Annotated in this window: 21 protein-coding genes; 13 read left to right on the top strand and 8 right to left on the bottom strand. The window is 63.0% G+C overall.

The window, feature by feature from the left end; all coding sequences use genetic code 11:
- Nucleotides 1-3 precede the first annotated feature (3 nt).
- From AC0L3L_RS33610 to AC0L3L_RS33575, 8 genes are all read left to right on the top strand, one after another.
- Nucleotides 4-783: a hypothetical protein gene (locus tag AC0L3L_RS33610; RefSeq protein ID WP_473641525.1), complete on the top strand. Its 780-nt coding sequence runs from the start codon at nt 4-6 to the stop codon at nt 781-783.
- Nucleotides 783-1,670 (top strand): SDR family NAD(P)-dependent oxidoreductase, encoded by an 888-nt coding sequence (locus tag AC0L3L_RS33605; protein WP_473641563.1) that lies wholly within the window; start codon nt 783-785, stop codon nt 1,668-1,670. Before AC0L3L_RS33610 ends, AC0L3L_RS33605 begins: the two co-directional genes overlap by 1 nt.
- 261 nt (nt 1,671-1,931) lie before the next feature.
- Nucleotides 1,932-3,116 (top strand): cell wall hydrolase, encoded by a 1,185-nt coding sequence (locus tag AC0L3L_RS33600; protein WP_473641523.1) that lies wholly within the window; start codon nt 1,932-1,934, stop codon nt 3,114-3,116.
- Between the two features lie 241 nt (nt 3,117-3,357).
- The gene (locus tag AC0L3L_RS33595; RefSeq protein WP_473641521.1) at nt 3,358-3,756 is read left to right on the top strand and encodes an AtpZ/AtpI family protein; all 399 of its coding nucleotides are present in this window, start codon (nt 3,358-3,360) and stop codon (nt 3,754-3,756) included.
- Nucleotides 3,757-3,826: 70 nt separating this feature from the next.
- Entirely contained in the window at nt 3,827-4,585 is a 759-nt protein-coding gene (locus tag AC0L3L_RS33590; RefSeq protein WP_077381387.1) for a F0F1 ATP synthase subunit A, read from the top strand.
- An 83-nt stretch (nt 4,586-4,668) separates the two neighbouring features.
- On the top strand, nt 4,669-4,893 hold the full coding sequence (locus AC0L3L_RS33585; protein WP_023799397.1) for a F0F1 ATP synthase subunit C: 225 nt from the start codon (nt 4,669-4,671) through the stop codon (nt 4,891-4,893).
- Between the two features lie 77 nt (nt 4,894-4,970).
- The gene (locus AC0L3L_RS33580) at nt 4,971-5,570 is read left to right on the top strand and encodes a F0F1 ATP synthase subunit B (protein WP_473641519.1); all 600 of its coding nucleotides are present in this window, start codon (nt 4,971-4,973) and stop codon (nt 5,568-5,570) included.
- A 10-nt stretch (nt 5,571-5,580) separates the two neighbouring features.
- Complete coding sequence (locus AC0L3L_RS33575) at nt 5,581-6,072, top strand: F0F1 ATP synthase subunit B (protein ID WP_473641518.1); 492 nt, start codon at nt 5,581-5,583, stop codon at nt 6,070-6,072.
- A gap of 274 nt (nt 6,073-6,346) precedes the next feature.
- On the opposite strand, the gene AC0L3L_RS33570 is transcribed toward AC0L3L_RS33575, so the two are convergent.
- Both AC0L3L_RS33570 and AC0L3L_RS33565 read right to left on the bottom strand, forming a co-directional pair.
- Nucleotides 6,347-7,042: a ribonuclease HII gene (locus AC0L3L_RS33570; RefSeq protein ID WP_473641516.1), complete on the bottom strand. Its 696-nt coding sequence runs from the start codon at nt 7,040-7,042 to the stop codon at nt 6,347-6,349.
- 155 nt (nt 7,043-7,197) lie between these two features.
- Nucleotides 7,198-8,352, bottom strand: coding sequence for a PA0069 family radical SAM protein (locus AC0L3L_RS33565; protein ID WP_473641514.1), 1,155 nt, complete (start codon nt 8,350-8,352; stop codon nt 7,198-7,200).
- A 151-nt stretch (nt 8,353-8,503) separates the two neighbouring features.
- On the opposite strand from AC0L3L_RS33565, the gene AC0L3L_RS33560 reads away from it, so the two are divergent.
- From AC0L3L_RS33560 to AC0L3L_RS33545, 4 genes are all read left to right on the top strand, one after another.
- Nucleotides 8,504-9,010 (top strand): glycosyltransferase, encoded by a 507-nt coding sequence (locus AC0L3L_RS33560; RefSeq protein ID WP_473641512.1) that lies wholly within the window; start codon nt 8,504-8,506, stop codon nt 9,008-9,010.
- A gap of 188 nt (nt 9,011-9,198) precedes the next feature.
- Entirely contained in the window at nt 9,199-10,134 is a 936-nt protein-coding gene (locus AC0L3L_RS33555) for a cyclase family protein (RefSeq protein ID WP_473528684.1), read from the top strand.
- Between the two features lie 193 nt (nt 10,135-10,327).
- The gene (locus AC0L3L_RS33550; RefSeq protein ID WP_473641510.1) at nt 10,328-11,155 is read left to right on the top strand and encodes an MBL fold metallo-hydrolase; all 828 of its coding nucleotides are present in this window, start codon (nt 10,328-10,330) and stop codon (nt 11,153-11,155) included.
- Between the two features lie 258 nt (nt 11,156-11,413).
- Nucleotides 11,414-12,388, top strand: coding sequence for a phytanoyl-CoA dioxygenase family protein (locus tag AC0L3L_RS33545; protein WP_473487670.1), 975 nt, complete (start codon nt 11,414-11,416; stop codon nt 12,386-12,388).
- A gap of 34 nt (nt 12,389-12,422) precedes the next feature.
- Here the strand turns inward: AC0L3L_RS33545 and moaB are convergent, their stop codons facing one another.
- From moaB to AC0L3L_RS33515, 6 genes are all read right to left on the bottom strand, one after another.
- Nucleotides 12,423-12,980: a molybdenum cofactor biosynthesis protein B gene (gene moaB, locus AC0L3L_RS33540; RefSeq protein ID WP_258119209.1), complete on the bottom strand. Its 558-nt coding sequence runs from the start codon at nt 12,978-12,980 to the stop codon at nt 12,423-12,425.
- Nucleotides 12,967-13,890, bottom strand: coding sequence for a 4-(cytidine 5'-diphospho)-2-C-methyl-D-erythritol kinase (locus AC0L3L_RS33535; protein ID WP_473613695.1), 924 nt, complete (start codon nt 13,888-13,890; stop codon nt 12,967-12,969). The genes moaB and AC0L3L_RS33535 overlap by 14 nt, the downstream gene beginning before the upstream one ends.
- 4 nt (nt 13,891-13,894) lie before the next feature.
- On the bottom strand, nt 13,895-14,080 hold the full coding sequence (locus tag AC0L3L_RS33530; protein WP_077381693.1) for a hypothetical protein: 186 nt from the start codon (nt 14,078-14,080) through the stop codon (nt 13,895-13,897).
- An 81-nt stretch (nt 14,081-14,161) separates the two neighbouring features.
- Nucleotides 14,162-15,028 (bottom strand): S49 family peptidase, encoded by an 867-nt coding sequence (locus AC0L3L_RS33525; RefSeq protein WP_473487669.1) that lies wholly within the window; start codon nt 15,026-15,028, stop codon nt 14,162-14,164.
- A gap of 84 nt (nt 15,029-15,112) precedes the next feature.
- A complete protein-coding gene (locus AC0L3L_RS33520; protein WP_473487668.1) occupies nt 15,113-15,913 on the bottom strand; it encodes a tRNA1(Val) (adenine(37)-N6)-methyltransferase in 801 nt (266 codons plus the stop codon).
- The gene (locus AC0L3L_RS33515) at nt 15,913-16,137 is read right to left on the bottom strand and encodes a putative signal transducing protein (protein ID WP_023799382.1); all 225 of its coding nucleotides are present in this window, start codon (nt 16,135-16,137) and stop codon (nt 15,913-15,915) included. The genes AC0L3L_RS33520 and AC0L3L_RS33515 overlap by 1 nt, the downstream gene beginning before the upstream one ends.
- A 162-nt stretch (nt 16,138-16,299) precedes the next feature.
- Here AC0L3L_RS33515 and AC0L3L_RS33510 point away from each other — a divergent pair, with 162 nt between their 5' ends.
- Nucleotides 16,300-17,316: a polyprenyl synthetase family protein gene (locus AC0L3L_RS33510; RefSeq protein WP_473641507.1), complete on the top strand. Its 1,017-nt coding sequence runs from the start codon at nt 16,300-16,302 to the stop codon at nt 17,314-17,316.
- The last annotated feature ends 251 nt before the right edge of the window (nt 17,317-17,567 follow it).

Below are 17,567 nucleotides of genomic sequence, written 5' to 3'. Positions count from 1 at the left end.
TTGATGCGAGGCCGAGCCCTCAAGCTTTCGGCGCCCCGGCGCCTTGTTGGCGATCTGATGAGGTTTTCGATCGGCGTGCCACGCGTCGCGGTGCAGCGTCAGATGAACCTCGGCCCACTCGTAAGGGCTAGAATGGCGCAGCAGACCAGGCCCTCGTGGACTGCGATCTTCCTGAAAGGATATGCGCTTCTCGCCCTGGAGATGCCGGAGCTGCGGCGCGCCTATGTCAAGTTGCCCTGGCCGCAGCTTTACGAGTATCCGGCAAGCGTAGCCTCGATTGCCCACGAGCGCGAATATGACGGCGAGCCGGCCGTTCTGCTGAGCTGCATCAAGTGCCCGGAGCGCTACTCCATCACGGAACTTGAGGGGTCCATCCGCGCGGCTCGATCACGGCCGATCCTCGAGGTCCCGGAGTTCCGGCGTGCCTTGCGGATGGCAGGTGCGCCTGCGCCAGTCAGGTGGCTGCTTATGTGGCTAGGGTTGAACATCGGCCGGCAAAGGGCAAATTACTTCGGTACCTTCCAACTGTCCGTCTATTCTGGTCTCGGTGCGGAATCACTCAACCCGCTGACACCACTGACCACGCTTCTAAACTACGGTCCGATCGAAAAAGACGGATCGGTGAATGTCCGCATCCACTACGATCACCGGGTCATGGATGGAGCGAACGTCGCACGAGCACTGGAGCGATTCGAAAAGATCCTGAACGGCACCGTCGCCAATGAAGTGGTGCTGCTCAGTCAAGGTGCTTCCGCTCCTGCAAGACGGAGTAACGCGACGTGATTTCGCACTATGAATTCCGGCCAGCCGTCGTCGTGATTGGCGGCTCGGGTGGAATTGGCCGGGCGATTGCGGGCGTCGCTGCACGGGAGCGCGGTGCGGTTGTGCTGGTTGCCCGCTCGCCCGAGGGTTTGGCCGCCGCGGCGTCTGAGGTTCGGGAGGCGGGCGGCGAGGCATTCACGCTCGAGCTGGATCTCGTGGCAGGCGATGCGCCAACGCGCCTGGAGGGCTTTCTGTCCGCACACGGCCTGGTCTGTGATGTCCTGGTCAACAGCGCCGGCTATGGCCTGCGGGGCGCGGCGACGGCGCTGCCCATTGATGGTCAACTCGGTATCATCGATCTCAACATACATTCCCTCACGGAACTGACCCTCCATTTTCTGCCGGGCATGGTGGCGCGCCGACGGGGCGGGGTGCTCAATCTCAGTTCCGTGGCCGGGTTCCTTCCTGGGCCTTATATGGCTCTGTACTTCGCTAGCAAAGGTTTCGTGCGCGTCTTCTCAGAGGCGCTTCACCAGGAATTGCGCCGTACCGGTGTGACGGTCACATGCGTGGCACCAGGCCCGGTGTCGACGGAGTTTCTCGCAAGGTCAGGCGCCAATCAGACGGTGCTCTTCAACATCTTGCCCAAGGTGGATCCGGAGTATGTGGCCGAACGTGCGTGGCGAGGGTTCAAATCCGGTCGTCGGCTCGTCGTACCGGGAATCTCGGCCAAGTTGGCTGCCCTTGCGGCATCGCTCCTGCCTTCCGCAGCGCTGCTGCCCCTGGTCGGCCGGCTGCAACGCGGCGGCAATGATCAATGTCCTTGCGGTTCAGGTATGAAGTTCAAGAAATGCTGCGGTAGCCGCCAGATCCAGCTGCGCCGGGGCCCTCGGGGAATTATCCCCTGACCGGACCAGCACGCCACCGAAAAACCTCATTGAAGCAAGAGACCGCTCGCCGATGGCGGGCCGTAAAGCATGTTCGTGGCATAGAGGAGAATCCCTCGATCTCTGAACAGCGCTCTGCGGAGTGCTTTATTGGGACCGTTGGAGCCGTTTCCAACAAAGCCATTGAAATGATTGGCGCTGTCGAACTCCGTTAACGCCCCATCAAGGTTAATGCATCATCGTGCCTCTCCAGTGGGGTCCGTTGCGTTTCTGGAGAGTTCCGTGCATCGACGTGTTTTGAAGCGGCTTGTCGCTTTCGCCGGTGAGAAAAGACGTTCGTTTCTGTCTCCTCTGGTCATTGGACTTGGCATCTGGGTCGGCTTTCCCAATGTCATTGCTTACCAGGACATGACGAGCCTGGTTTCCGGTCTCAAGGCGCCGAACGCCCGCTGGAACGCCTATGTCGAGAAATCCGTCGCCGGCTCGGTCCATGCCGCCGAAATGCCTTTCCTCGATTCCGACACCACCGGCTCGATCTCGGGTTCCGGCGTCCGATTGCCCGGCGTCGGCGCCGTGTCGTTTCGCGGCAAGGGCAGCGTGGCCAGCACGACGCCCGACGAGGACCGCATCATGCGCGCCGACAAGAAGGGCCGCATCATCATCGTCTCGCCGGTCGCGCCGCCGAAGAACTTCAACGCCGGCTCGGTTTTTGAGCGCACCTCCTCGCTGCTTCGCCCGAGCATGGACGGCGGGCTGAAAATGGCTTTCGCCAAGCCGGAGATCAAAGGCAAGGAGATCCAGATTGCCGCCGCGTTTCATAGGCGCGTCGACAAAAAGCCGGATCCTGGCGTGCCGGCCATGCTGGCCGCGCTGGTCAACAACGACCGCCCCGACGTCCTGGCGACCGCCTACGCAGCAGCCGCGCCTGACTATGCCCAGGCTTCGCCCTTCGAGGCCTTGCTTCAGGACGAGAAGCCGAATGATGGCCGCTTCATTCCGCCGGTGGCCAAGGGCGATCATTCGTGGATGCAAACTCCGCTGCCGGCGAGCGTATTCTCCAAAGCGGAACAGACTTGCCTCGCCAACGGCATCTATTTCGAGGCGCGGGGTGAAACGGTGCGCGGCCAGGCCGCCGTCGCCCAGGTCATCCTCAATCGCGTTCGCAATCCGGCCTATCCGAACTCAATCTGCGGCGTCGTCTATCAGAACGACAAATGGTTCAACCGTTGCCAGTTTTCCTTCGCTTGCGACGGCAGGAAGAAGCGCATCCAGAGTCCCGCCCACTACAAGACCGCGCAGGACATCGCCATGGCAGTCACTGCCGGCAAGATCTTCATCCCGGAAGTCGGATCGTCGACCCATTACTACGCCAACTACGTCAACCCGGGTTGGGCGCGGACGATGAAAAAAATGACCAAGATCGGCCTGCACATCTTCTACCGCACCTATGGCGGCGGCTGGAGCTGAGCGCTCCGGCAGGGCCTTGGCGCGGTCGATCGAAGACCCCTCGGCGCAGGGATTCGGCCGCGGCACGCCAGCGGCGGTAGCGGGCACGATGTCGCACCCTGGCAAGCTATTGATTTTCATGAAAAAAATACTTAACGCTGAAGTCCCGCCCGTGGCTTGACGGGCGGGGACCCTCTAACTATGTTGCCGGCGACTTAAGAGCGGACGGACGGTGACGATCTGACCGGGCAAGGGGGTTGCGATGGCCGACAAGAATGGGCCAGACGGAACCGGAGAAACCGGCCGCGGCAAACAGCGTCAAGCCGATATCCGCGACGACGATCTTGAGCGCCGCCGGCGCGACCTTGAAGCATCGCTTGCGACAAGGCGGCCGGACCGGCTCGAGGGGAAAGACGACGCGAAAGTGGGCAGTGCGGCCGGATATGGCGAGGCGCTCAAGCTATCCAGCGAGTTCATCGCCGGGATAGTGGTTGGTGCTGGTCTTGGCTGGATCATCGACCGTGTGGCGGGGACATCGCCATGGGGTCTGATCGTTTTTTTGCTGCTCGGTTTTGGCGCCGGCGTGCTCAATGTCCTGCGCTCCGCGGGACTTATGGCGGAATTCGGACAGGGCGACAAAGCCCGCGATCCGAAAGAATGACTTGAGGCGCCGCTTGCCGGCGCAGTGAACAGGACACTAAAGCCGCGCGCGGCTTTGATGGGGATTTAAAGTGGCTGCTGACAAGGTCGATCCGATCCACCAGTTCCATATCAACAAGCTGATTCCGATCGAGATCGGCGGCTACGACCTGTCGTTCACCAATTCGGCACTCTTCATGGTCGCGACCGTCGCCGTTGCCTCGGCGTTTCTCTATCTCAGCACCTCGAGCCGCAGCCTCGTTCCTAGCCGTCTTCAGTCGGTCTCGGAAATGGCCTACGAATTCGTCGGCAACATGCTGAGGGACGCAGCCGGAACGCAAGGCATGAAGTTCTTTCCCTTGGTATTTTCGCTGTTCATGTTCGTGCTCGTTGCCAATCTGCTCGGTCTTTTCCCGTATTTCTTCACCGTCACAAGCCATATCATCGTCACCTTCGGCCTTGCCGCGCTGGTGATCGGAACCGTCGTCGTCTACGGCTTCATGAAGCATGGCCTTGGTTTCCTGAAACTGTTCGTGCCGCATGGCGTGCCGGTTTACCTGCTGCCGCTGGTGGTGCTGATCGAGGTGATTTCCTTCGTTTCGCGCCCGGTCAGCCTCTCGGTTCGTCTGTTCGCCAACATGCTGGCCGGCCACATCACGCTGAAGGTGTTCTCGGGCTTCGTGGTGAGCTTGAGCGCGCTTGGCACGCTCGGCATTGCCGGATCGGTCCTGCCGCTGGCGATGGCTGTGGCGCTGACGGCGCTGGAACTGCTGGTCGCCTTCCTGCAGGCCTACGTCTTTGCCGTGCTGACCTGCATGTATCTGAACGACGCCCTGCATCCCGGGCACTGACCCAGGTTGACCCGAGAGTTTCCGGCCTTGCTGCCGGGATAGAAAATCGCAACGGAATTTTTAGATCCAAAGGAGTTGAACACATGGAAGCAGAAGCAGCAAAGTTCATCGGCGCCGGCATCGCATGCCTCGGCATGGGTGGCGCCGGAATTGGCCTTGGCAACATCTTCGGCAGCTATTTGGCGGGCGCGCTGCGCAACCCGTCGGCCGCGGATGGCCAGTTCGGCCGCCTGATCTTCGGCTTCGCCGTGACCGAAGCGCTGGGCATCTTCTCCCTGCTCATCGCGCTTTTGGCCCTGTTCGGCTGAGCCCCTGTTCGGCTAACATTGGGAATTGGAAGGCCCGGCCGCAAATCGGCGGCAGGCCTGACATCAGGGGATAGTCCATGTTCGTGACATCTGCCTTTGCGCAAGAGTCCGCGCCCGTTGTCGAAGGCGGCCATACCGGCACGGAAGGCGATACGCATTCCGGCACCGGTGTGCCTGCCGAGGCGCACGGCGTGTTCCCGCCATTCGATCCGGCGACATTCCCGTCGCAGCTTCTGTGGCTGGCGATCACCTTCGGGCTGTTCTACCTGTTCCTGAAGAAGGTGGTGATGCCGCGTGTCGGCGGCATCATCGATGTCCGCAACGACCGCATCACCCAGGACCTCGACCATGCCGCCAGGCTGAAGGGCGAGGCCGATGCCGCCGTTGCCGCCTATGAGCAGGAACTGGCGGAGGCCAAGACCAAGGCCAATGCGATCGGCCAGCAGGCCAACGATGCCGCCAAGGCGGAAGCCGAGGCCGCCCGCAAGAAGGTCGAGGCTGCGCTCGACCAGAAGCTTGGCGAAGCCGAGGCTCGCATTTCGTCCATCAAGGCCAATGCCATGAAGGAAGTCGGCACGATCGCCGAGGACACTGCTTCGGCAATCGTCGAGGCGCTTGTCGGCGGCAAGGCCAGCAAGGCCGAGATCGCGGCAGCCGTCAAATCCGTGGCCCGGTGAGGAGCGCATCATGGACGCCACATCACTCGCGACGCTTTGGGCCACCGCTGCCCTCGTCATTTTCCTGGCCATTGCCGTCTACGTCAAGGTGCCTAAGCTGATCGCCAAGGCGCTTGACGCCCGCGCCGACAAGATCAGCAACGAGCTTGAAGAAGCGCGCCGGCTGCGCGAGGAGGCCCAGCAATTGCTCGGCCAATACCAGCGCAAGCGCAAGGAAGCCGAGCAGGAGGCCGCCGCCATCGTCGCCGCGGCCAAGCGCGAGGCCGACATGCTGGCTGCCGAGGCGCACAAGAAGACCGAGGATTATGTCGCCCGGCGCACCGCACTTGCCGAACAGAAGATCGGTCAGGCCGAGCGCGAGGCGATCAGCGAGGTGCGCGCCAGCGCCGTCGATATCGCCGTCGAAGCCGCACGCACGCTGCTCGCCGGCAAGATTGACGCAAAGGCGGGCGCCGACCTGTTCAAGGCCTCGCTCCTAGATGTGAAGTCCAAGCTGAATTAAGCGACTTCATCAGGAAGTCATCGAAGCCGCCCGGGAAACCTGGCGGCTTTTTTTGTTAGGCGAAAGCGGCTGCGGGTAATCTCCCCCCTTGAGGGGGAGATGTCGCCGAAGGGCGACAGAGGGGGTCGCCTCGGCTGGCGCGACGCGATATCGGATAATACGTCGAATGAAAGAGGAGGTTGGCCATTCACGCGCGGCTACCCCCTCTGGCCTGCCGGCCATCTCCCCCTCAAGGGACCTCAAGGGGGGAGAAAGCGCGACGATGGACCATCGCTTAATCCAGACCCGAAAAACTCTCTTCGTCGAGCACTTCGGTTCCGCCAAACCGGAACGGTGCGAAGGACGCGCGGTGCAGCCGCGCCACCGGTCCATGCCGCTCGATCGCGGCACGGTGGCGGACTGTGGCGTAGCCCATATGGAGTTCGAAACCGTAATGCGCGTGATGGCTGCCGCAGCCGCACATCATGCGGTCGCGCATCACCTTGGCGACGATCGAGGCGGCGGCGATCGACTGCGAGCGCTGGTCGCCTTTGATCAGCGCTCTGCCTTCGCATGGCAGTCCGGGTGGCACGTCGCGCCCGTCGGCCAGGGCCAGCTTTGGCTGCACCGAGAGCCCGACCAAAGCGCGACGCATTGCCTCGAGGCTTGCCTTGAGAATATTGCTGCCATCGATGCCTTCCGCGCTGACCGAAGCCATCGACACGCCAAGAGCGGAGCCGAGGATTTTCAGGAACAGCGCCTCGCGCTGCAGATGGCTGAGGCGCTTGGAATCGTCGAGGCCGTCGGGAATGTTGGCGGGATCGAGCACCACCGCTGCCGCCACGACCGGCCCGGCGAGCGGGCCACGGCCTGCCTCGTCCATTCCCGCCACCGGCCATAGGCCTTCGGCCATCGCCTTCGTCTCGAAGGAGAAATCGGGTCTCTCAACGATTTCGAAGAGAAGCGGAGAATCAGAACGCGCGCGAGCCATGTTGCGGCGAGGTTCGCATCGGCTCCGATTCTCCGCAAGCCCCTCCGGGTCGGGTGAGGCACCGGACCCGGAGGGCACCGTCTGCAAGCCCGGGGACAAGGACAGGCCGGACGGGATTTTTCATGTGCCGCCGGCAGCGGCGGCACACGATGTCTTCACAGCAGCATCAGTTGCTCGGTTGCCTTGGCCGCCGCAACGAACTGGTCGGTCCTGAGCGACCGCCGTTCGGCGTTGAGGCCAAGCCGTTTGGCGGCGATCTCGAAGCGCCGGCCGATCTGCCAGGCATAGGGGCCGGACCCTTTCATGCGCTTGCCCCAATCCGAATCGTAATCCTTGCCGTCGCGCATCGAGCGGATCAGCGACATGACGTGACGGTAGCGGTCCGGATAATGGCGCAGCAGCCAATCCTTGAAGATCGGCGCGACTTCCAGCGGCAGGCGCAGCACGACATAGCCGGCCTCGCGCGCTCCTGCCGCACGTGCCGAATCGAGGATGCGTTCCATCTCCTGATCGGTCAGGCCGGGGATGATCGGAGCGACCATGACCGAGGCCGGAATGCCGGCGTCCGAAAGCTGCCTGATCGCCTCCAGCCGCTTGGTCGGCGTCGACGCGCGGGGCTCCATCGTTCTGGCCAGCATCCGGTCAAGCGTCGTCACCGACAGCGCCACCTTGGCCAGCCCGCGTTCGGCCATGCGCGACAGGATGTCGATGTCGCGCGTCACCAGCGCGGATTTGGTGACGATGCCGACCGGATGGCCGCGCGCCTCCAGCACTTCGAGGATCTCGCGCATGATCCGGTACTGCTTCTCGATCGGCTGGTAGGGATCGGTGTTGGTGCCGATGGCGATGGTGCGCGGCTGGTAGCCGTCCTTCGACAGTTCCTTGTCGAGTAGCCGCGCCGCATCCGGCTTGGCGAACAGCTTCGATTCGAAATCCAGCCCCGGCGACAGGCCCATGAAGCTGTGCGTCGGCCGCGCGAAGCAATAGACGCAGCCATGCTCGCAGCCGCGATAGGGGTTGATCGAGCGGTCGAAGGAAATGTCGGGCGATTCGTTACGGGTGATGATGGTGCGCGGCTTTTCGACCTGCACCTCGGTCTTGAAGGGCGGCAGCTCCTCCAGCGAGTTCCAGCCATCATCGAACACATGCCGGCTGACCGGTTCGAACCGGCCGGACGGGTTGATGCCGGCGGACCGGCCGCGATTGCGGTCTGGACGGATTCGGACGCCACTCTGCTCGATCATTGCATTGGCCATCTCGGCCCTTCCAGCCCCGAAGGCGGCAATGTCGGCACGTACGATCTGTTCCATTTTTGCCCTCTCCCAGGGACTGTCGGCTGGCTGTCGAATCGCTCTGTTCATGAAAATAATCCTATTTTATCCACCAGAACAAATCAAGAACATTTTTGCCATGCTACGCAAAAACTGGCACTGCGCCCCGCATTCCGCTATTCGGCTAACGATGCTTAGCGTTCTCATCCAGACCCTGAATGACGAAGAGAGACTTGCCCGCACGCTTGCCTCGCTGATTGGCGGCGCGGTCGAGGGCGTGGTGCGCGATGTCATCGTCTGCGACACCGGCTCGACCGACCAGACGCACCGCGTTGCCGAACATGCCGGCTGCCTTTATGTGGCGAGCGGCGGCATTGCCGCCGGCATCAGGCAGGCCAAGGGCGACTGGCTGCTGCTGCTGGAGCCGGGGGCGCGGTTGGCGGAAGGCTGGATCGACGAAGTCGTCGCCCACACGGCCCGGCAAACCATGCCGGCGCGGTTTTCGCGGGCGCGCGGCAGTCGCGTGCCGTTCCTGTCGCGGGTGTTTTCGGGAAACCGGGCTCTGGCCGAAGGGCTGGTGATCAGCAAGCGTCAGGCCGCGGCCTTATCGAAAAACGCCCGCAGCGCCGAAGCCATCGCGCGCGGCCTTTCGACCAAGAGGCTCGACGCCGAAATCTGGGTGGCGCCGGCGAAGTGACGGTCGTCACTCTCCCCATAGCGGGCGAGGGAACGTCGCGTCCTTCGTTAGGGTGAGGCGGCGCGCAAGCCGTGGGCGGAAAGCGGCATGATGGAATCCGCATTGGCGCGATACTCTTGGGAGGAATGCATATGCTTGTCGTCCTGCGGGAAACTCGCGATACTCAGCAATATTCGGGGAGATTGCAGATGAATGTATCTAAATTCGTTCGTATCGCCTCGCTGGCAGCCGCTTGGTCAGTGCCGGCGATCGCGGTGGCGCAGGAATCGTCGCTTTGGTCGGTTTATGAGAACACGCTCAAATCGGCCAAGTACATCGATCTGACCCACGCCTTCGAGCCGGTGCAGCCCGTATGGCCGGGCTTCGCCAATGCCAAATTCAAACCGGCTGTCGCCGGGAAGGACATCGAGGGCTACGTCAAGGCCGGCGAAGAGTTCACCTATGACAAGCATGGGTTCGTCGGGAGCGCCTACGAATTGTCGACGGACCAATATGGCACGCAGCTCGATCCGCCCTCCCACTGGAACCCACTCGGTGCAACGATCAGCGACCTGCCGGCCACTTATGCCGTGCGGCCGCTCGTCGTGATCGACATCAGCGGCAAGGTGCAGACCGACGAAGGCTATCACCTCCAGGTCGCCGACATCGAAGAATGGGAAAAGGAGCACGGCCGCATACCGGAGGGTTCGGTCGTCTTCGTGCGTTCGGATTGGTACAAGAAATGGTCCGATGCCGCCCGCTTCAACCAGAAGCCGTTTCCAGGCGTCAGTTTGGACGCGCTGAAGTTCCTGCATCTGGAGCGGAAGATTCTGTTTCATGGTCATGAGCCGCTCGACACCGACACCACGCCCAATCTCGAGGGCGAACATTGGCTGCTTCACAACAATTTCACGCAGGCAGAAGGTGTTGCAAACCTCGACAAGGTGCCTGAGGCTGGGGCGTTGGTTACAATCGGCTTTGCCAAGCCGCTTGGCGGGTCAGGCGGATATGCGCGTTACATCGCTATTGCACCCGCCGATTGGACAGAGGGCGTTTCGGTCACCGAAGCGCCTGGTGCCCCGCTTTTCCGGCAAAAGGCGCCGCTCAAGCGCGACGAGAACGGCGTCTTCCGTCCGACGCCCTGATCGTTGACGATATCATCGGGGCGGCAGGGCCGTGGCGCGTCCCATTCGACGCGATTTGTCGCGTAAGTCGGGACAAAAGGTTCAGACGACCAGCCCGTCCGGCGCTCGCGAAAACGTGACTGTCCCGATGATAGCCATCACAATTGCTGGCGCTATCGTGGCATGAGCGCCGATCCTGCCACGGGAGGCAGTCATGCTCCGCCTATCTGCCGCCGTTCTGCTGAGCCTGGCTTTCTGGCCGTTCGCCGCGTCGGCCCAGGAAGAGCCGCCGCCGTCGAGATGCGTTGCGATCGCCGAAGCGCTGCCGTCGGCCACCTATGCCAGCTTCACAGCGCCAAAGGCGCAGACGCCTCCGCTGGCCGAGGCTTTCGTCGACGGCGACGTTACGATCACCTATGCCGGCCATTCGACCTACATCATCGAGACGCCCGCCGGCGTCAGGATCGCCACCGACTTTTCCGGCGTTTACGGCGCTGACCCGCTGCCGCGCGTGGTGACCATGAACAAGGCGCACCGCACCCATTATTCGGACCATCCGGATCCCGCCATTGAGTATGTGCTGCGCGGCTGGAATCCGGACGGCGGTCCGGCGCGGCACGCCCTTGTCGTGGACGATGTCTACATCCGCAACGTGCCGACGGATATCCGCAATGGCGGCGACCTCGGCAAGGACGGCAATTCCATCTTCATTTTCGAAGTGGCGGGGCTCTGCATCGGCCATCTCGGCCATCTGCACCACCGGCTGGAAGACGCGCATTACGGCGCCATCGGCCGGCTCGACATCCTTATGGTGCCTATCGACGGCGGCATGACGCTGTCGCTCAACCGGATGACCGAAATCACCGCGCGGCTCTATTCCTCGATGATCCTGCCGATGCATCGCCATGCGACTCCGATCAGCGAATTCACAGGTAGGATGGGCGACGATTTCGCAGTGGAATTCCTGTCCGGCCAGTCGCTGACGGTTTCGCTGAAGACCCTGCCAGACCGGCCGACGATCGTCATTCTCGACGGGGTTTGAATCGCTTCGTCGCGATCTTCTCCACCGTGCGCAACCTCTTCGTTCCACCTCGCTCGAAACACTCGCTGTCGCGAAATCAACGAGCCTTAATGCTCCGTCAAGCTTGCCGGAAAGTTTGCGACAGCTCCTTTCATTGTGCATTGCACAAAATCTAACCGGGGCTTACCATTCCTTTGATGCGGGCGGATGGGTTTGGGTGACGCCTGAGCGGTGAGCGGCCGACGCTTCGTCGACGCGCCCTTATAGCTGAGGATCCTGATGACCCTTTCAAGTCCTGACCAATCCGGTGCTGCAAGCCTCGAGTCGATCGCCCGAAACGGCAGCCTGCTGCGCCGCATTGCGGTGCGGATTCCGACCTATCTCTCGGACCTTCGCGAAAATCCGGCATGGCTGCCGATGTTTATGCTGGCGCGCACCATGCCGGCGCGGCGGTTGCATTGGCGTGGCGCAAAACCGGTTCGGCCCACACAAAAAGACCAGGAGACGATGTTCGCTGGCGTCGATCGTGACGCGGTGGTCGGCGCGCTCCGCTCGGACGGCCTCTTTTCCGGGCTTGCCCTGCCGTCGTCGATCCACGAGGAAATCGCCAGCTTTGCGCAGCGCACGCCTTGCTTCGGCAATTTCGACCGTCGCCTGGAGTTCCTGCCGGCCGAACATGCCGAGGCCGAGAAGCACTTCGGCCGTCCCTTGCTCAGCGGCCATTTTTTCGAGCGGGTTCTCGACTGCAACGCTGCGCTTACGGTACAGCGCGACCCGCTGCTTCTCGACATCGCAGCCCATTATCTCGGCAGCCAGGCGAAGCTGATCACCACGCGCGTCTGGTGGAGCTTTCCGACGAGCTCCGTCTCCGACGCCGAGAAGAACCTGGCGTCGCTTGGCAAATACCACTTCGATCTCGACGATTGGCGGATGCTGAAATTCTTCTTCTATCTCAATCCGGTCGATGCCGAGACCGGTCCGCATGTCTATGTTCGCGGCAGCCATAATCGCCGCATCCTCAAGCATCAGATGACGCTTCTTGTCGGCCACCCCGCGGAAGAGGTTCTGAGTGTCTACGGCGCGCAGAGCCCGATTATGCTGACCGGCGAGGCAGGTTTGGGCTTTGTCGAGGATCCCTTCGGCTTCCACATGGGCACCGTGCCGACGCGCAAACCGCGGCTGATGATGGAAGTCGGCTTCGGCGTTTCGCCGCCCTCGCGTCGGCGGTTCCACGGCGAGCCGGTTATTCGCTGATTTTTGGCCCGAAACAGCCTTTTGGGAACCTGGCCTAACTTGTCTTGGTGCCGCCGCGCCGCAGATGCTCGTCCAGGCGCGGCATGATCTCGACGAAGTTGCAGGGCATGTGCCGGTAGTCGAGCTGCGGCTTCAGAATGCCGTCCCAGGCGTCCTTGCAGGCGCCGGGCGAACCCGGCAGCACGAAAACGAAGGTCGCGTTGACGACGCCGCCGGTCGCCCGGCTCTGGATCGTCGAAGTGCCGATCTTGTCATAGGAAATGCGGTGGAACACTTCGGAAAAGCCGTCCATGCGCTTTTCGAAGATCGGCTCCAGCGCCTCCGGCGTCACATCGCGGCCGGTAAAGCCGGTGCCGCCGGTGGTGATGACGACATCGATCGCGTCGTCCCTCGACCAGCCCAGAACCTTGTCTCGGATTTTTTCGCGGTCGTCGGTGACGATGTCGCGGGCGGCCAGGATATGGCCGGCCTCCACGATGCGGTCGGCCAGCGTTTCGCCGGATTTATCGTCGGCGAGGCTGCGCGTATCGGAAACGGCCAGCACCGCGATGCGCACGGGAATGAAGGAGCGGCTCTCGTCAATCCTGGCCATGCGTGTCAGCCTCCGATGTCATGCTTCGCGTCGCGGCGACGAACCAGTCGGGATGGCGGCTGCGGATATCGACGGCCGCGCGCTTGGCGACATTGCCGGTCTCGAACAGCCCGAAGCAGGTTGCGCCGGAACCGGACATCCGGGCGAACCCCGCTCCGGACTTGTTGAGCACCGACAGCGCCTTGCCGACGGCGGGTTGGATCGCCCGCGCCGCGGGCTCGAGATCGTTGCGGGTGATCTCCAGCCAATTGCGGATGCTGTGGAAGTCGAGGTCGCGCGGCAGCGGCGGCAGTCCCTCATTGTCGCGATCAGAAAGCGCATTGAACACCTCGGCCGTGGAGATGGCAGTGCCGGGATTGACGAGAACCAGCCCGATCGCGGGAAAGCCCGGCACGGCCGACAGTTCGTCACCGACGCCGCGCGCGATCAGCGGCTTTGCCATAAGGCACATGGGAACGTCGGCGCCCAGCGAGAGGCCGACTCGCGCCAGGTCGGCATCGCCGAGGTCCAGCCTCCATATCTCAACCAGCCCGCGTAGCGCCGTTGCGGCGTCGCTCGACCCGCCGCCGACGCCGGATGCGACCGGCAGGTTTTTTTCGAGCCTGATGGCGACCGGCGGTGTGTGCCGCTGACCGGCCTGCTCTCGCAGCGCGTCGCGCGCTTTAACGACCAGATTGCTGTCGTCGAGCGGGACTGCGGAGGCATATCGGCCCGAGACGGAAAACCCGTCGCTGTCGGCAAGCTCGATGTCAACCCGGTCGCCGAAGCGCGTGAACACCGCCAGGCTCTCGATCGTGTGATAGCCGTCGGCGCGCCTGCCGGTGACGTGCAGCGCGAGATTTAACTTGGCATGCGCATGCAATGCCCGGACCCCATTGCCGGAAGCCACTGTCTCAGTCACGAGGGGGATGATGTCAGTCCTTGGCCAGGCGGTATTCGCCGGTCTTCGGGTCTCTGACCAGCGTGCCCATTGTGCCGTTGGTAGCCTGCTTTTCGGTGCGCCGTATCTTGGCCGTCACGCGCTCGGCTTCCCTGACGAAGGAGCGATAGCCGAAATAGGCGAGCAGGCCGACTGCGATAAAGAAAATGATCTGTGGCATGTCAAACTCCTCCCTCGCAAGGCCGACTGCGGCGCCGGTCGGGCCGGTCAAGCTTTTAAGTTAAACGCTTTCGCCGGTTTTTCAAAGCCCGAAGCGCGCCCATAGCGCGCGCTCTTCCGCCGCATCGATCACGCCGCTTGCGGCAGCAGCGGCGATCTCGGGCGCCGAAAAGCCGCCTCTGCTTGAGCCGAACCAGCCGAAGCGGCCGAACAGGCCGCGCGGCGCCGTGATCAGCTTGAGCTGGGTTTTTGGCCCGAAACGGGCCCTCAGCACGCTGCGCATATCGCCAAGCGCATCGACAAGGCCGAGCTCCAGTCCCTTCTTGCCGGTCCAGAACAGGCCGGTGAACAGGTCCGGGTCGTCCTTGAGCTTGGCCCCGCGCCGGTCCTTGACGAGGTCGATGAAGGTCTCGTGGACCTCGAGCTGCAGCGCCTTCAGCCGCTCGATATCTTCCTTCTTCTCTGGCTTGAACGGATCGAGCACCGCCTTGTTCTGGCCGGCCGTGTGGACGCGGCGCTCGACGCCGATCTTCTTCAACAACTCGGGAAAGCCGAACGAGGCCGACACCACGCCGATCGAGCCGACGATAGACGACGGATCGGCAACGATCTCGTCGCCGGCGACCGCGATCATGTAGCCGCCCGACGCCGCCACGTCCTCGACGAAGACCAGTACCTTTTTGTTCTTCTCGGTCGCCAGGTCGCGGATGCGTCTGAAGATCAGCCGCGACTGCACCGGCGAGCCGCCCGGCGAATTGATCGAGATGGCGACCACGGGCGCATCGAAGGAAAACGCCTTCTCGATAGGGCCGGCAGTGGATGCGAGCGACAGGCTAGGCCGGAACTGGCCGCCGCCGGGCATGATCGTGCCGTGCAGCCGGATGACGGGAATGACGACGATGTCGGAACGCCAGGATTTCGGCAGCAGGCGGTTCAGGAAGCGTTTCACGGGGTCTCCGCTCGATTGGCTTGAAGGCATGTAGGGATTCGCCGGCCAACGGCAATGCCGCGCCGCCGGCCGGTAGAAAAAGGCTCAGTCGCCGAACAGCGAAGCCAGCCCGTTGTTGATCATCTCGGTCCGCTCGGTTGGGCCGTCGCCCGATTGTGCATGCAGCATCAGCGGCGGGCGGATCGACAGTTTTCCGCGTGCGCCGAGTATTGCCCTGACGACAATGCGGATCGCCGCTGCCTCGGGGCGAGGGTGGACGGCCAGCATCTCGGCGTCGCCGAAGCGGCCTGATATCGCATCGAGGATGGCGCCGAGCTGATCGGGCCTGGCAATCACGGCAAGACCGCCGCGCGGCCTGACCACAGCAGCCGCGCTTCGGATCCAGCTGTCGAACAGCCCGTCCTCCATCACATGCGCCGCCTTCCTGAGCGGGTCGGGCGTGGCGCGATCCTCGGCCGCGTTGAAGGGCGGGTTCATGATGACGAAATCAAAGGAATTGTCGGCAAGCCCAGTGGCGGTTCGCGCCCGGCCCGACAGCGCGACGTCGGCGGCGAGCACCGAGGCGCGGTCGTTGAGATGCGCATTACCGGGGTGGGCAAGCGTCGTTGCGGCGAAGGCCGCCATTTCCGGAGACCGTTCGATGAGCACGGCCTCGGCATCAGGACAGCGCGACAGCACGGCCAGGCCTGCGGCGCCAGCACCGGCGCCGAAATCGGCAAGGCGCCCGGCGAAGGAGGACGGCACGGCAGCCGCCAGCATCATGGCGTCCATGCCGGCGCGATGGCCTGCCTGTTTAGGCTGCACCAGCCAGAACCGCCCGCGATGGAAAGCATCGACGGTATGGGCCGGCGTGTCCTGGACTAGGGTGGCGCGCGCCGCGGACATTACTTCTGGCGCATCTCGTTGGCGATGCCGGCATCCGTCAGGATGCGCCGCGCCGCATCGGCCTGGTCGGCTTCGACCATGATGCGCCTGGGCAAGATGCCGATCGAACCGTCGAGCACGCTCATGTTCTGGTCGGCGACGAAACAGCCGATGCCGGCATCGCGCATCAGCGATTCGACAAAGGAGATGATCACGGCGTCGTTGGTGCGGATAAGCTCTATCATAGGAAGAAACTCGCAGGTTGCAGCGTCTATGTAAACGTGGGTGGCTTCCGTCGCCACCTCGACCGCGCCAAATCGCCTCTTGCCGTGCCTGTGGGTAGCGCCCTAGAGTTTGCGGCGGTATCGGGGTGCCGTCGTGCGCGTGACATAAGACGGGAGTTTGTCGTGGGTGTCGTTCTCAACATCGAAAACGGGAAGCGGGAAGCCGCCTCCATCAAGGATCTCATCGACCTGACTTCGGCCGATATGGGGCGTGTCAACAAATTGATCCTGTCGAAGGCCGGTTCCGACGTCGAGATGATCCCGGAGATTGCCAACCACCTGATCTCTTCGGGTGGCAAACGGCTGAGGCCGATGCTGACGCTCGCCTCAGCCCAGATGTTCGGCTATTCCGGCGAGGGCCATGTCAAGCTCGCCACATCAGTCGAGTTCATGCACACCGCCACGCTCCTCCACGACGATGTCGTCGACGAGAGCGGTATGCGGCGCGGCAAGAAGACCGCCCGCATGATCTGGGGCAACCAGGCGAGCGTGCTGGTCGGCGATTTCCTGCTCGGCCAGGCTTTCCGCCTGATGGTCGATGTCGGTTCGCTGGAAGCGCTCGACATCCTGTCCAGCGCCGCCTCGATCATTGCCGAGGGCGAGGTGATGCAGCTCGCCGCCGCCAAGAACCTCGAAACCACAGAGGATGAGCATTTCGCGGTGATCAAGGCCAAGACCGCGGCCCTGTTCTCGGCCGCCGCCGAGGTCGGTCCGGTTATCGCCCAGGCGACGCGAAACGATCGCGCGGCGCTGCGCTCCTATGGCATGAATCTCGGCCTTGCCTTCCAGCTGATCGACGATGCGCTGGATTATGGCGGCACCAGCAAGGATCTGGGCAAGAATGTCGGCGACGACTTCCGCGAAGGCAAGGTGACGCTGCCGGTGATTCTCGCCTACCGGCGCGGGACCAAGGCCGAGCGCACCTTCTGGAAGCGCGCCATCGAGGACAATTTCACCGACGACGCCGGGCTGGAAAAGGCGATCGGATTGATGACTCGCCACGGCGCGATCGCTGACACTATCGGGCGCGCCGGCCATTTCGGCGAGATCGCCCGCGACGCGCTGGCGCCGCTCGAAGCGACACCGCAGAAATCGGCGCTGATCGACGTCATCGATTTCTGCATCAGCCGGGTGAACTGAAAGACATCGCCGGCGGCCGGCACCGCGCCGGCCCGCGATTTTGGTCTTCCCGGAATTGCGGCGGTGAAATCATGCACGTTCCGCAGCAGCATGGTTAGCAAGTAGGGCAGGGCTCTGTGACGGTCAGCGCGCCCGGCAAACTGTCGAGGTCATGAAAATGACCACGCGCTCTTCAGTCGGCTGTGAAGAACGTCGATTTCGCTGACGGCGGTTGCGATCAGGGCCGGAAAGACGGGGCTGGCAAATGGGCG

This window comes from Mesorhizobium sp. WSM4849 (assembly GCF_055811385.1).
The sequence above is the reverse complement of the archived record's forward strand: the minus strand, read 5'-3'. Positions and strand labels throughout refer to the sequence as shown.

Coding starts and splice junctions, on each gene's coding strand:
- AC0L3L_RS33580 (WP_473641519.1), top strand. CDS start 4,971: ATGTTCGTGACATCTGCCTTTGCGCAAGAGTCCGCGCCCGTTGTCGAA.
- AC0L3L_RS33515 (WP_023799382.1), bottom strand. CDS start 16,137: ATGATAGAGCTTATCCGCACCAACGACGCCGTGATCATCTCCTTTGTC.
- AC0L3L_RS33555 (WP_473528684.1), top strand. CDS start 9,199: ATGAATGTATCTAAATTCGTTCGTATCGCCTCGCTGGCAGCCGCTTGG.
- AC0L3L_RS33520 (WP_473487668.1), bottom strand. CDS start 15,913: ATGTCCGCGGCGCGCGCCACCCTAGTCCAGGACACGCCGGCCCATACC.
- AC0L3L_RS33530 (WP_077381693.1), bottom strand. CDS start 14,080: ATGCCACAGATCATTTTCTTTATCGCAGTCGGCCTGCTCGCCTATTTC.
- AC0L3L_RS33575 (WP_473641518.1), top strand. CDS start 5,581: ATGGACGCCACATCACTCGCGACGCTTTGGGCCACCGCTGCCCTCGTC.
- AC0L3L_RS33585 (WP_023799397.1), top strand. CDS start 4,669: ATGGAAGCAGAAGCAGCAAAGTTCATCGGCGCCGGCATCGCATGCCTC.
- AC0L3L_RS33565 (WP_473641514.1), bottom strand. CDS start 8,352: ATGGAACAGATCGTACGTGCCGACATTGCCGCCTTCGGGGCTGGAAGG.
- AC0L3L_RS33545 (WP_473487670.1), top strand. CDS start 11,414: ATGACCCTTTCAAGTCCTGACCAATCCGGTGCTGCAAGCCTCGAGTCG.
- AC0L3L_RS33560 (WP_473641512.1), top strand. CDS start 8,504: ATGCTTAGCGTTCTCATCCAGACCCTGAATGACGAAGAGAGACTTGCC.
- AC0L3L_RS33595 (WP_473641521.1), top strand. CDS start 3,358: ATGGCCGACAAGAATGGGCCAGACGGAACCGGAGAAACCGGCCGCGGC.
- AC0L3L_RS33610 (WP_473641525.1), top strand. CDS start 4: ATGCGAGGCCGAGCCCTCAAGCTTTCGGCGCCCCGGCGCCTTGTTGGC.
- AC0L3L_RS33570 (WP_473641516.1), bottom strand. CDS start 7,042: ATGGCTCGCGCGCGTTCTGATTCTCCGCTTCTCTTCGAAATCGTTGAG.
- AC0L3L_RS33550 (WP_473641510.1), top strand. CDS start 10,328: ATGCTCCGCCTATCTGCCGCCGTTCTGCTGAGCCTGGCTTTCTGGCCG.
- moaB (WP_258119209.1), bottom strand. CDS start 12,980: ATGGCCAGGATTGACGAGAGCCGCTCCTTCATTCCCGTGCGCATCGCG.